12 protein-coding genes and 2 pseudogenes are annotated in these 13,172 nt (G+C 52.1%); 13 read left to right on the top strand and 1 reads right to left on the bottom strand.

Going from position 1 to position 13,172, the window contains the following annotated elements; translation table 11 throughout:
- Nucleotides 1–357 (top strand): annotated as a pseudogene (locus BHE85_RS12045) (IS1-like element IS1X2 family transposase); the annotation flags it as partial.
- 98 nt (nucleotides 358–455) lie between these two features.
- Nucleotides 456–1,400 carry a transcriptional regulator LeuO gene (gene leuO, locus BHE85_RS12040; RefSeq protein WP_001297362.1) on the top strand — a complete coding sequence of 315 codons (945 nt, stop codon included), beginning with the start codon at nucleotides 456–458 and terminating at the stop codon, nucleotides 1,398–1,400.
- Between the two features lie 154 nt (nucleotides 1,401–1,554).
- On the opposite strand, the gene BHE85_RS26955 is transcribed toward leuO, so the two are convergent.
- A complete protein-coding gene (locus BHE85_RS26955; RefSeq protein ID WP_128566915.1) occupies nucleotides 1,555–1,599 on the bottom strand; it encodes a hypothetical protein in 45 nt (14 codons plus the stop codon).
- Between the two features lie 118 nt (nucleotides 1,600–1,717).
- On the opposite strand from BHE85_RS26955, the gene ilvI reads away from it, so the two are divergent.
- The 11 genes and pseudogenes from ilvI to mraY all read left to right on the top strand — a co-directional run bounded on the left by ilvI (nucleotide 1,718) and on the right by mraY (nucleotide 13,171).
- Complete coding sequence (ilvI, locus tag BHE85_RS12030; protein ID WP_000425674.1) at nucleotides 1,718–3,442, top strand: acetolactate synthase 3 large subunit; 1,725 nt, start codon at nucleotides 1,718–1,720, stop codon at nucleotides 3,440–3,442.
- 2 nt (nucleotides 3,443–3,444) lie between these two features.
- Entirely contained in the window at nucleotides 3,445–3,936 is a 492-nt protein-coding gene (ilvN, locus tag BHE85_RS12025; RefSeq protein WP_001355663.1) for an acetolactate synthase small subunit, read from the top strand.
- Nucleotides 3,937–3,947: 11 nt separating this feature from the next.
- The gene (locus BHE85_RS12020) at nucleotides 3,948–4,034 is read left to right on the top strand and encodes a hypothetical protein (RefSeq protein ID WP_032161951.1); all 87 of its coding nucleotides are present in this window, start codon (nucleotides 3,948–3,950) and stop codon (nucleotides 4,032–4,034) included.
- A gap of 81 nt (nucleotides 4,035–4,115) precedes the next feature.
- Complete coding sequence (gene cra / locus BHE85_RS12015) at nucleotides 4,116–5,120, top strand: catabolite repressor/activator (RefSeq protein WP_000762391.1); 1,005 nt, start codon at nucleotides 4,116–4,118, stop codon at nucleotides 5,118–5,120.
- A 601-nt stretch (nucleotides 5,121–5,721) separates the two neighbouring features.
- Nucleotides 5,722–6,180, top strand: coding sequence for a division/cell wall cluster transcriptional repressor MraZ (mraZ, locus tag BHE85_RS12010; RefSeq protein ID WP_001295770.1), 459 nt, complete (start codon nucleotides 5,722–5,724; stop codon nucleotides 6,178–6,180).
- 1 nt (nucleotide 6,181) lies between these two features.
- On the top strand, nucleotides 6,182–7,123 hold the full coding sequence (gene rsmH, locus BHE85_RS12005) for a 16S rRNA (cytosine(1402)-N(4))-methyltransferase RsmH (protein WP_000970479.1): 942 nt from the start codon (nucleotides 6,182–6,184) through the stop codon (nucleotides 7,121–7,123).
- A complete protein-coding gene (gene ftsL, locus BHE85_RS12000) occupies nucleotides 7,120–7,485 on the top strand; it encodes a cell division protein FtsL (RefSeq protein WP_000625658.1) in 366 nt (121 codons plus the stop codon). Before rsmH ends, ftsL begins: the two co-directional genes overlap by 4 nt.
- Before the next feature lie 15 nt (nucleotides 7,486–7,500).
- A pseudogene (gene ftsI, locus BHE85_RS11995) lies at nucleotides 7,501–9,266 on the top strand (peptidoglycan glycosyltransferase FtsI).
- A complete protein-coding gene (gene murE, locus BHE85_RS11990) occupies nucleotides 9,253–10,740 on the top strand; it encodes a UDP-N-acetylmuramoyl-L-alanyl-D-glutamate--2,6-diaminopimelate ligase (protein WP_000785144.1) in 1,488 nt (495 codons plus the stop codon). Before ftsI ends, murE begins: the two are co-directional and overlap by 14 nt.
- On the top strand, nucleotides 10,737–12,095 hold the full coding sequence (gene murF, locus BHE85_RS11985) for a UDP-N-acetylmuramoyl-tripeptide--D-alanyl-D-alanine ligase (protein WP_000626688.1): 1,359 nt from the start codon (nucleotides 10,737–10,739) through the stop codon (nucleotides 12,093–12,095). The genes murE and murF overlap by 4 nt, the downstream gene beginning before the upstream one ends.
- Complete coding sequence (mraY, locus tag BHE85_RS11980) at nucleotides 12,089–13,171, top strand: phospho-N-acetylmuramoyl-pentapeptide-transferase (RefSeq protein ID WP_000964131.1); 1,083 nt, start codon at nucleotides 12,089–12,091, stop codon at nucleotides 13,169–13,171. The genes murF and mraY overlap by 7 nt, the downstream gene beginning before the upstream one ends.
- Nucleotide 13,172 lies beyond the last annotated feature (1 nt).

Genomic DNA, 13,172 nt, shown 5'->3' with positions numbered 1-13,172 from the left:
GTCGGTGCTAAATCACGTCAGCGCTGGCTGTTTTACGCGTATGACAGGATACGGAGGACGGTTGTGGCGCACGTCTTCGGTGAACGCACTCTGGCCACACTGGAGCGTCTTCTGAGCCTGCTGCCGGCCTTTGAGGTCGTGGTATGGATGACGGATGGCTGGCCGCTGTATGAATCACGCCTGAAGGGAAAGCTGCACGTTATCAGCAAGCGTTACACTCAGCGCATTGAGCGACATAATCTGAATCTGAGACAACATCTGGCAAGGCTGGGACGGAAGTCACTGTCGTTCTCAAAATCGGTGGAGCTGCATGACAAGGTCATCGGGCATTATCTGAACATAAAACACTATCAGTAAGTTGGAGTCATTACCTGCATGATAAATCATATTCTTCAGGATTATTTCTCTGCATTCCAATAAGGGAAAGGGAGTTAAGTGTGACAGTGGAGTTAAGTATGCCAGAGGTACAAACAGATCATTCAGAGACGGCGGAGTTAAGCAAGCCACAGCTACGCATGGTCGATCTCAACTTATTAACCGTTTTCGATGCCGTGATGCAGGAGCAAAACATTACCCGTGCCGCTCATGTTCTGGGTATGTCGCAACCTGCGGTCAGTAACGCTGTTGCACGCCTGAAGGTGATGTTTAATGACGAGCTTTTTGTTCGTTATGGCCGTGGTATTCAACCGACTGCTCGCGCATTTCAACTTTTTGGTTCAGTTCGCCAGGCATTGCAACTAGTACAAAATGAATTGCCTGGTTCAGGTTTTGAACCCGCGAGTAGTGAACGTGTATTTCATCTTTGTGTTTGCAGCCCGTTAGACAGCATTCTGACCTCGCAGATTTATAATCACATTGAGCAGATTGCGCCAAATATACATGTTATGTTCAAGTCTTCATTAAATCAGAACACTGAACATCAGCTGCGTTATCAGGAAACGGAGTTTGTGATTAGTTATGAAGACTTCCATCGTCCTGAATTTACCAGCGTGCCATTATTTAAAGATGAAATGGTGCTGGTAGCCAGCAAAAATCATCCAACAATTAAAGGCCCGTTACTGAAACATGATGTTTATAACGAACAACATGCGGCGGTTTCGCTCGATCGTTTCGCGTCATTTAGTCAACCTTGGTATGACACGGTAGATAAGCAAGCCAGTATCGCGTATCAGGGCATGGCAATGATGAGCGTACTTAGCGTGGTGTCGCAAACGCATTTGGTCGCTATTGCGCCGCGTTGGCTGGCTGAAGAGTTCGCTGAATCCTTAGAATTACAGGTATTACCGCTGCCGTTAAAACAAAACAGCAGAACCTGTTATCTCTCATGGCATGAAGCTGCCGGGCGCGATAAAGGCCATCAGTGGATGGAAGAACAATTAGTCTCAATTTGCAAACGCTAACTGAATGCAGAATAGGTCAGACATGAATGTCTGGTTTATTCTGCATTTTTTATTGAATGTAGAATTTTATTCTGAATGTGTGGGCTCTCTATTTTAGGATTAATTAAAAAAATAGAGAAATTGCTGTAAGTTGTGGGATTCAGCCGATTTATTATCAATTTAATCCTTCGTAATGGAGGATTTTATCGTTTCTTTTCATCTTTCCTCCTGTTTATTCTTATTACCCTGCGTTTATGTCTCTGGCTGCCAATTGCTTAAGCAAGATCGGACGGTTAATGTGTTTTACACATTTTTTCCATCAAACAGTGAGGCAGGCCATGGAGATGTTGTCTGGAGCCGAGATGGTCGTCCGATCGCTTATCGATCAGGGCGTTAAACAAGTATTCGGTTATCCTGGAGGCGCAGTCCTTGATATTTACGATGCATTGCATACCGTGGGTGGTATCGATCATGTTTTAGTTCGTCATGAGCAGGCGGCAGTGCATATGGCCGATGGTCTGGCGCGCGCGACCGGGGAAGTCGGCGTCGTGCTGGTAACGTCGGGTCCAGGGGCGACCAATGCGATTACCGGCATCGCCACCGCTTATATGGATTCCATTCCATTAGTTGTCCTTTCCGGGCAGGTAGCGACCTCGTTGATAGGTTACGATGCCTTTCAGGAGTGCGACATGGTGGGGATTTCGCGACCAGTGGTTAAACACAGTTTTCTGGTTAAGCAAACGGAAGACATTCCGCAGGTGCTGAAAAAGGCTTTCTGGCTGGCGGCAAGTGGTCGTCCTGGACCAGTAGTCGTTGATTTACCGAAAGATATTCTTAATCCGGCGAACAAATTACCCTATGTCTGGCCGGAGTCGGTCAGTATGCGTTCTTACAATCCCACTACTACCGGACATAAAGGGCAAATTAAGCGTGCTCTGCAAACGCTGGTAGTGGCAAAAAAACCGGTTGTCTACGTAGGCGGTGGGGCAATCATGGCGGGCTGCCATCAGCAGTTGAAAGAAACGGTGGAGGCGTTGAATCTGCCCGTTGTTTCCTCATTGATGGGGCTGGGGGCGTTTCCGGCAACGCATCGTCAGGCACTGGGCATGCTGGGAATGCACGGTACCTACGAAGCCAATATGACGATGCATAACGCGGATGTGATTTTCGCCGTCGGGGTACGATTTGATGACCGAACGACGAACAATCTGGCAAAGTACTGCCCAAATGCCACTGTTCTGCATATCGATATTGATCCTACTTCCATTTCTAAAACCGTGACTGCGGATATCCCGATTGTGGGGGATGCTCGCCAGGTCCTCGAACAAATGCTTGAACTCTTGTCGCAAGAATCCGCCCATCAACCACTGGATGAGATCCGCGACTGGTGGCAGCAAATTGAACAGTGGCGCGCTCGTCAGTGCCTGAAATATGACACTCACAGTGAAAAGATTAAACCGCAGGCGGTGATCGAGACTCTTTGGCGGTTGACGAAGGGAGACGCTTACGTGACGTCCGATGTCGGGCAGCACCAGATGTTTGCTGCACTTTATTATCCATTCGACAAACCGCGTCGCTGGATCAATTCCGGTGGCCTCGGCACGATGGGTTTTGGTTTACCTGCGGCACTGGGCGTCAAAATGGCGTTGCCAGAAGAAACCGTGGTTTGCGTCACTGGCGACGGCAGTATTCAGATGAACATTCAGGAACTGTCTACCGCGTTGCAATACGAGTTGCCCGTACTGGTGGTGAATCTCAATAACCGCTATCTGGGGATGGTGAAACAGTGGCAGGACATGATCTATTCCGGCCGTCATTCACAATCTTATATGCAATCACTACCCGATTTCGTCCGTCTGGCGGAAGCCTATGGTCACGTCGGGATCCAGATCTCTCATCCGCATGAGCTGGAAAGCAAACTTAGCGAGGCGCTGGAACAGGTGCGCAATAATCGCCTGGTGTTTGTTGATGTTACCGTCGATGGCAGTGAGCACGTCTACCCGATGCAGATTCGCGGGGGCGGAATGGATGAAATGTGGTTAAGCAAAACGGAGAGAACCTGATTATGCGCCGGATATTATCAGTCTTACTCGAAAATGAATCAGGCGCGTTATCCCGCGTGATTGGCCTTTTTTCCCAGCGAGGCTACAACATTGAAAGCCTGACCGTTGCGCCAACCGACGATCCGACATTATCGCGTATGACCATCCAGACCGTGGGCGATGAAAAAGTACTTGAGCAGATCGAAAAGCAATTACACAAGCTGGTCGATGTCTTGCGCGTGAGTGAGTTGGGGCAGGGCGCGCATGTTGAGCGGGAAATTATGCTGGTGAAAATTCAGGCCAGCGGTTACGGGCGTGACGAAGTGAAACGTAATACGGAAATATTCCGTGGGCAAATTATCGATGTCACCCCCTCGCTTTATACCGTTCAATTAGCAGGCACCAGCGATAAGCTTGATGCATTTTTAGCATCGATTCGCGAGGTGGCGAAAATTGTGGAAGTTGCTCGCTCTGGTGTGGTCGGACTTTCGCGCGGCGATAAAATAATGCGTTGAGAATGATCTCAGTGTGCAATTTGCAGCCCAACATGTCACGCTGGGCTTTTTTTGCGAAATCAGTGGGAACCTGGAATAAAAGCAGTTGCCGCAGTTAATTTTCTGCGCTTAGATGTTAATGAATTTAACCCATACCAGTACAATGGCTATGGTTTTTACATTTTACGCAAGGGGCAATTGTGAAACTGGATGAAATCGCTCGGCTGGCGGGAGTGTCGCGGACCACTGCAAGCTATGTTATTAACGGCAAAGCGAAGCAATACCGTGTGAGCGACAAAACCGTTGAAAAAGTCATGGCTGTGGTGCGTGAGCACAATTACCACCCGAACGCCGTGGCAGCTGGGCTTCGTGCTGGACGCACACGTTCTATTGGTCTTGTGATCCCCGATCTGGAGAACACCAGCTATACCCGCATCGCTAACTATCTTGAGCGCCAGGCGCGGCAACGGGGTTATCAACTGCTGATTGCCTGCTCAGAAGATCAGCCAGACAACGAAATGCGCTGCATTGAGCACCTTTTACAGCGTCAGGTTGATGCCATTATTGTTTCGACGTCGTTGCCACCTGAGCATCCTTTTTATCAACGCTGGGCTAACGCCCCGTTCCCGATTGTCGCGCTGGACCGCGCCCTCGATCGTGAACATTTCACCAGCGTGGTTGGTGCCGATCAGGATGATGCCGAAATGCTGGCGGAAGAGTTACGTAAGTTTCCCGCCGAGACGGTGCTTTATCTTGGCGCGCTGCCGGAGCTTTCTGTCAGCTTCCTGCGTGAACAAGGTTTCCGTACTGCCTGGAAAGATGATCCGCGCGAAGTGCATTTCCTGTATGCCAACAGCTATGAGCGGGAGGCGGCTGCCCAGTTATTCGAAAAATGGCTGGAAACGCATCTGATGCCGCAGGCGCTGTTCACAACGTCGTTTGCGTTGTTGCAAGGGGTGATGGATGTCACGCTACGTCGCGATGGTAAACTGCCTTCTGACCTGGCAATTGCCACCTTTGGCGATAACGAACTGCTCGACTTCTTACAGTGCCCGGTGCTGGCAGTGGCTCAACGTCACCGCGATGTCGCAGAGCGTGTGCTGGAGATTGTCCTGGCAAGCCTGGACGAACCGCGTAAGCCAAAACCTGGTTTAACGCGCATTAAACGTAATCTCTATCGCCGCGGTGTGCTCAGCCGTAGCTAAGCCGCGAACAAAAATACGCGCCAGGTGAATTTCCCTCTGGCGCGTAGAGTACGGGACTGGACATCAATATGCTTAAAGTAAATAAGACTATTCCTGACTATTATTGATAAATGGTTTTAAACCCGCCCGTTAATTAACTCACCAGCTGAAATTCACAATAATTAAGTGATATCGACAGCGCGTTTTTGCATTATTTTGTTACATGCGGCGATGAATTGCCGATTTAACAAACACTTTTCTTTGCTTTTGCGCAAACCCGCTGGCATCAAGCGCCACACAGACGTAACAAGGACTGTTAACCGGGGAAGATATGTCCTAAAATGCCGCTCGCGTCGCAAACTGACACTTTATATTTGCTGTGGAAAATAGTGAGTCATTTTAAAACAGTGATGACGATGAGGGATTTTTTCTTACAGCTATTCATAACGTTAATTTGCTTCGCGCGTTGGACGTAAAATAAACAACGCTGATATTAGCCGTAAACATCGGGTTTTTTACCTCGGTATGCCTTGTGACTGGCTTGACAAGCTTTTCCTCCGCTCCGTAAACTCCTTTCAGTGGGAAATTGTGGGGCAAAGTGGGAATAAGGGGTGAGGCTGGCATGTTCCGGGGAGCAACGTTAGTCAATCTCGACAGCAAAGGGCGCTTATCAGTGCCTACCCGTTATCGGGAACAGCTGCTTGAGAACGCTGCCGGTCAAATGGTTTGCACCATTGACATTCATCACCCGTGCCTGCTGCTTTACCCCCTGCCTGAATGGGAAATTATCGAGCAAAAATTATCGCGTCTGTCGAGCATGAACCCAGTTGAGCGCCGTGTGCAGCGCCTACTGTTAGGTCATGCCAGCGAATGTCAGATGGATGGCGCAGGTCGATTGTTAATCGCGCCAGTACTGCGGCAACATGCCGGGCTGACAAAAGAAGTGATGCTGGTTGGACAGTTCAACAAGTTTGAGCTGTGGGATGAAACAACTTGGCATCAACAGGTCAAGGAAGATATCGACGCAGAGCAGTTGGCTACTGGAGACTTATCGGAGCGACTGCAGGACTTGTCTCTATAAAATGATGGAAAACTATAAACATACTACGGTGCTGCTGGATGAAGCCGTTAATGGCCTCAATATCCGTCCTGATGGCATCTACATTGATGGGACTTTTGGTCGCGGTGGTCACTCACGTCTGATCCTCTCGCAGCTTGGCGAAGAGGGGCGTTTGCTGGCGATCGATCGCGACCCGCAGGCTATCGCCGTTGCGAAGACTATTGATGATCCGCGCTTCTCCATCATCCACGGACCTTTCTCCGCGCTGGGCGAATACGTTGCCGAGCGCGATCTTATCGGCAAGATCGACGGCATTCTCCTCGATCTTGGCGTCTCTTCACCGCAACTTGATGATGCTGAACGTGGCTTTTCCTTTATGCGCGATGGTCCGCTGGACATGCGTATGGACCCAACCCGTGGGCAGTCAGCCGCTGAATGGCTACAAACCGCAGAAGAAGCCGATATCGCCTGGGTATTGAAAACCTATGGTGAAGAGCGTTTTGCCAAACGCATTGCCCGCGCCATTGTCGAGCGTAACCGCGAACAGCCGATGACCCGCACCAAAGAACTGGCGGAAGTCGTGGCTGCTGCAACGCCGGTGAAAGATAAGTTTAAACATCCCGCGACCCGTACCTTCCAGGCGGTGCGCATTTGGGTAAACAGTGAACTGGAGGAGATAGAGCAGGCGCTAAAAAGCTCGCTCAACGTGCTGGCCCCGGGTGGGCGGCTTTCGATCATCAGCTTCCACTCGCTGGAAGACCGTATTGTGAAACGTTTTATGCGTGAAAACAGCCGCGGTCCGCAAGTTCCGGCAGGGTTACCGATGACTGAAGAGCAGCTCAAAAAACTGGGTGGCCGTCAGCTGCGAGCATTAGGCAAGTTAATGCCGGGCGAAGAAGAGGTGGCTGAGAATCCTCGTGCCCGTAGTTCAGTTCTGCGTATCGCAGAGAGGACGAACGCATGATCAGCAGAGTGACAGAAGCTCTAAGCAAAGTTAAAGGATCGATGGGAAGCCACGAGCGCCATGCATTGCCTGGTGTTATCGGTGACGATCTTTTGCGATTTGGGAAGCTGCCACTCTGCCTGTTCATTTGCATTATTTTGACGGCGGTGACCGTGGTAACCACGGCGCACCATACCCGTTTACTGACCGCTCAGCGCGAACAACTGGTGCTGGAGCGAGATGCTTTAGACATTGAATGGCGCAACCTGATCCTTGAAGAGAATGCGCTCGGCGACCATAGCCGGGTGGAAAGGATCGCCACGGAAAAGCTGCAAATGCAGCATGTTGATCCGTCACAAGAAAATATCGTAGTGCAAAAATAAGGATAAACGCGACGCATGAAAGCAGCGGCGAAAACGCAGAAACCAAAACGTCAGGAAGAACATGCCAACTTTATTAGTTGGCGTTTTGCGTTGTTATGCGGCTGTATTCTCCTGGCGCTGGCTTTTCTGCTCGGACGCGTAGCGTGGTTACAAGTTATCTCCCCGGATATGCTGGTGAAAGAGGGCGACATGCGTTCTCTTCGCGTTCAGCAAGTTTCCACCTCCCGCGGCATGATTACTGACCGTTCTGGTCGCCCGTTAGCGGTGAGCGTGCCGGTAAAAGCGATTTGGGCTGACCCGAAAGAAGTGCATGACGCTGGCGGTATCAGCGTCGGTGACCGCTGGAAGGCGCTGGCTAACGCGCTCAATATTCCGCTGGATCAGCTTTCTGCCCGCATTAACGCCAACCCGAAAGGGCGCTTTATTTATCTGGCGCGTCAGGTAAACCCTGACATGGCGGACTACATCAAAAAACTGAAACTGCCGGGTATTCATCTGCGTGAAGAATCTCGCCGTTATTATCCATCCGGCGAAGTGACTGCTCACCTCATTGGCTTTACTAACGTCGATAGTCAAGGGATTGAGGGCGTTGAGAAGAGTTTCGATAAATGGCTTACCGGCAGCCGGGTGAGCGCATTGTGCGTAAAGACCGCTATGGTCGCGTAATTGAAGATATTTCTTCTACTGACAGCCAGGCAGCGCACAACCTGGCGCTGAGTATTGATGAACGCCTGCAGGCGCTGGTTTATCGCGAACTGAACAACGCGGTGGCCTTTAACAAGGCTGAATCTGGTAGCGCCGTGCTGGTGGATGTCAACACAGGTGAAGTGCTGGCGATGGCTAACAGCCCGTCATACAACCCTAACAATCTGAGCGGCACGCCGAAAGAGGCGATGCGTAACCGTACCATCACCGACGTGTTTGAACCGGGCTCAACGGTTAAACCGATGGTGGTGATGACCGCGTTGCAACGTGGCGTGGTGCGGGAAAACTCGGTACTCAATACCATTCCTTATCGAATTAACGGCCACGAAATCAAAGACGTGGCACGCTACAGCGAATTAACCCTGACCGGGGTATTACAGAAGTCGAGTAACGTCGGTGTTTCCAAGCTGGCGTTAGCGATGCCGTCCTCAGCGTTAGTAGATACTTACTCACGTTTTGGACTGGGAAAAGCGACCAATTTGGGGTTGGTCGGAGAACGCAGTGGCTTATATCCTCAAAAACAACGGTGGTCTGACATAGAGAGGGCCACCTTCTCTTTCGGCTACGGGCTAATGGTAACACCGTTACAGTTAGCGCGAGTCTACGCAACTATCGGCAGCTACGGCATTTATCGCCCACTGTCGATTACCAAAGTTGACCCCCCGGTTCCCGGTGAACGTGTCTTCCCGGAATCCATTGTCCGCACCGTGGTGCATATGATGGAAAGCGTGGCGCTACCGGGCGGCGGCGGCGTGAAGGCGGCGATTAAAGGCTATCGTATCGCCATTAAAACCGGTACCGCGAAAAAGGTCGGGCCGGACGGTCGCTACATCAATAAATATATTGCTTATACCGCAGGCGTTGCGCCTGCGAGTCAGCCGCGCTTCGCGCTGGTTGTTGTTATCAACGATCCGCAGGCGGGTAAATACTACGGCGGCGCCGTTTCCGCGCCGGTCTTTGGTGCCATCATGGGCGGCGTATTGCGTACCATGAACATCGAGCCGGATGCGCTGACAACGGGCGATAAAAATGAATTTGTGATTAATCAAGGCGAGGGGACAGGTGGCAGATCGTAATTTGCGCGACCTTCTTGCTCCGTGGGTGCCAGACGCACCTTCGCGAGCACTGCGAGAGATGACACTCGACAGCCGTGTGGCTGCGGCGGGCGATCTCTTTGTAGCTGTAGTAGGTCATCAGGCGGACGGGCGTCGATATATCCCGCAGGCGATAGCGCAAGGTGTGGCTGCCATTATTGCAGAGGCGAAAGATGAGGCGACCGACGGTGAAATCCGTGAAATGCACGGCGTACCGGTCATCTATCTCAGCCAGCTCAACGAGCGTTTATCTGCACTGGCGGGCCGTTTTTACCATGAACCCTCTGACAATTTACGTCTCGTAGGCGTAACGGGCACCAACGGCAAAACCACGACTACCCAGCTGCTGGCGCAGTGGAGCCAACTGCTTGGCGAAACCAGCGCGGTAATGGGCACCGTTGGTAACGGTCTGCTGGGGAAAGTGATCCCGACAGAAAATACCACCGGTTCGGCAGTCGATGTTCAGCATGAGCTGGCGGGGCTGGTGGAGCAGGGCGCGACGTTTTGCGCAATGGAAGTTTCCTCCCACGGGCTGGTACAGCACCGTGTGGCGGCATTGAAATTTGCGGCGTCGGTCTTTACCAACTTAAGCCGCGATCACCTTGATTATCATGGTGATATGGAACACTACGAAGCTGCGAAATGGCTGCTTTATTCTGAACATCATTGCGGTCAGGCGATTATTAACGCCGACGATGAAGTGGGCCGCCGTTGGCTGGCAAAGCTGCCGGACGCGGTTGCGGTATCAATGGAAGATCATATTAATCCGAACTGTCACGGACGCTGGTTAAAAGTGATCGACGTGAACTATCACGACAGCGGTGTGACGATTCGCTTTAGCTCAAGTTGGGGCGATGGCGAAATTGAAAGCCATCTGATAGGCGCTTTTAACGTCAGCAACCTGCTGCTCGCGCTGGCGACACTGTTGGCACTCGGCTATCCATTGGCTGATCTGTTGAAAACCGCCGCGCGTCTGCAACCGGTTTGCGGACGTATGGAAGTGTTCACTGTGCCAGGCAAACCGACGGTGGTGGTGGATTACGCGCATACGCCGGATGCACTGGAAAAAGCCTTACAGGCGGCGCGTCTGCACTGTGCGGGCAAGCTGTGGTGTGTCTTTGGCTGTGGTGGCGATCGCGATAAAGGTAAGCGTCCACTGATGGGCGCAATTGCCGAAGAGTTTGCTGACGTGGCGGTGGTGACGGACGATAACCCGCGTACCGAAGAACCGCGTGCCATCATCAACGATATTCTGGCGGGAATGTTAGATGCCGGACATGCCAAAGTGATGGAAGGCCGTGCTGAAGCGGTGACTTGCGCCGTTATGCAGGCTAAAGAGAACGATGTGGTGCTGGTCGCGGGCAAAGGCCATGAAGATTACCAGATTGTTGGCAATCAGCGTCTGGACTACTCCGATCGCGTCACGGTGGCGCGTCTGCTGGGGGTGATTGCATGATTAGCGTAACCCTTAGCCAACTTACCGACATTCTCAACGGTGAACTGCAAGGTGCAGATATCACCCTTGATGCTGTAACCACTGATACCCGAAAACTGACGCCGGGCTGCCTGTTTGTTGCCCTGAAAGGCGAACGTTTTGATGCCCACGATTTTGCCGACCAGGCGAAAGCTGGCGGCGCGGGCGCACTACTGGTCAGCCGTCCGCTGGATATCGACCTGCCGCAGTTAATCGTCAAGGATACGCGTCTGGCGTTTGGTGAACTGGCTGCATGGGTTCGCCAGCAAGTTCCGGCGCGCGTGGTTGCTCTGACAGGTTCCTCCGGCAAAACCTCCGTTAAAGAGATGACGGCGGCGATTTTAAGCCAGTGCGGCAACACGCTTTATACGGCAGGCAATCTCAACAACGACATCGGTGTACCGATGACGTTGTTGCGCTTAACGCCGGAATACGATTACGCAGTTATTGAACTTGGCGCGAACCATCAGGGCGAAATAGCCTGGACTGTGAGTCTGACTCGCCCGGAAGCTGCGCTGGTCAACAACCTGGCAGCGGCGCATCTGGAAGGTTTTGGCTCGCTTGCGGGTGTCGCGAAAGCGAAAGGTGAAATCTTTAGCGGCCTGCCGGAAAACGGTATCGCCATTATGAACGCCGACAACAACGACTGGCTGAACTGGCAGAGCGTAATTGGCTCACGCAAAGTGTGGCGTTTCTCACCCAATGCCGCCAACAGCGATTTCACCGCCACCAATATCCATGTGACCTCGCACGGTACGGAATTTACCCTACAAACCCCAACCGGTAGCGTCGATGTTCTGCTGCCGTTGCCGGGGCGTCACAATATTGCGAATGCGCTGGCAGCCGCTGCGCTCTCCATGTCCGTGGGCGCAACGCTTGATGCTATCAAAGCGGGGCTGGCAAATCTGAAAGCTGTTCCAGGCCGTCTGTTCCCCATCCAACTGGCAGAAAACCAGTTGCTGCTCGACGACTCCTACAACGCCAATGTCGGTTCAATGACCGCCGCTGTTCAGGTACTGGCTGAAATGCCGGGCTACCGCGTGCTGGTGGTGGGCGATATGGCGGAACTGGGCGCTGAAAGCGAAGCCTGCCATGTACAGGTGGGCGAGGCGGCAAAAGCTGCTGGTATTGACCGCGTGTTAAGCGTGGGTAAACAAAGCCATGCTATCAGCACCGCCAGCGGCGTTGGCGAACATTTTGCTGATAAAACTGCGTTAATTACGCGTCTTAAATCACTGATTGCTGAGCAACAGGTAATTACGATTTTAGTTAAGGGTTCACGTAGTGCCGCCATGGAAGAGGTAGTACGCGCTTTACAGGAGAATGGGACATGTTAGTTTGGCTGGCCGAACATTTGGTCAAATATTATTCCGGCTTTAACGTCTTTTCCTATCTGACGTTTCGCGCCATCGTCAGCCTGCTGACCGCGCTGTTCATCTCATTGTGGATGGGCCCGCGTATGATTGCTCATTTGCAAAAACTTTCCTTTGGTCAGGTGGTGCGTAACGACGGTCCTGAATCACACTTCAGCAAGCGCGGTACGCCGACCATGGGCGGGATTATGATCCTGACGGCGATTGTGATCTCCGTACTGCTGTGGGCTTACCCGTCCAATCCGTACGTCTGGTGCGTGTTGGTGGTGCTGGTAGGTTACGGTGTTATTGGCTTTGTTGATGATTATCGCAAAGTGGTGCGTAAAGACACCAAAGGGTTGATCGCTCGTTGGAAGTATTTCTGGATGTCGGTCATTGCGCTGGGTGTCGCCTTCGCCCTGTACCTTGCCGGCAAAGACACGCCCGCAACGCAGCTGGTGGTCCCATTCTTTAAAGATGTGATGCCGCAGTTGGGGCTGTTCTACATTCTGCTGGCTTACTTCGTCATTGTGGGTACTGGCAACGCGGTAAACCTGACCGATGGTCTCGACGGCCTGGCAATTATGCCGACCGTATTTGTCGCCGGTGGTTTTGCGCTGGTGGCGTGGGCGACCGGCAACATGAACTTTGCCAGCTATTTACACATACCGTATCTGCGACACGCCGGGGAACTGGTTATTGTCTGTACCGCGATAGTCGGGGCAGGACTGGGCTTCCTGTGGTTTAACACCTATCCGGCGCAGGTCTTTATGGGCGATGTAGGTTCGCTGGCGTTAGGTGGTGCGTTAGGCATTATCGCCGTACTGCTACGTCAGGAATTCCTGCTGGTGATTATGGGGGGCGTGTTCGTGGTAGAAACGCTTTCTGTCATCCTGCAGGTCGGCTCCTTTAAACTGCGCGGACAACGTATTTTCCGCATGGCACCGATTCATCACCACTATGAACTGAAAGGCTGGCCGGAACCGCGCGTCATTGTGCGTTTCTGGATTATTTCGCTGATGCTGGTTCTGATTGGTCTGGCAACGCTGAAGGTACGTTAAT

The sequence above is a fragment of the Shigella sp. FC1567 genome (assembly GCF_001743015.1).
GTDB classification, from domain to species: domain Bacteria; phylum Pseudomonadota; class Gammaproteobacteria; order Enterobacterales; family Enterobacteriaceae; genus Escherichia; species Escherichia coli.
The sequence above is the reverse complement of the archived record's forward strand: the minus strand, read 5'-3'. Positions and strand labels throughout refer to the sequence as shown.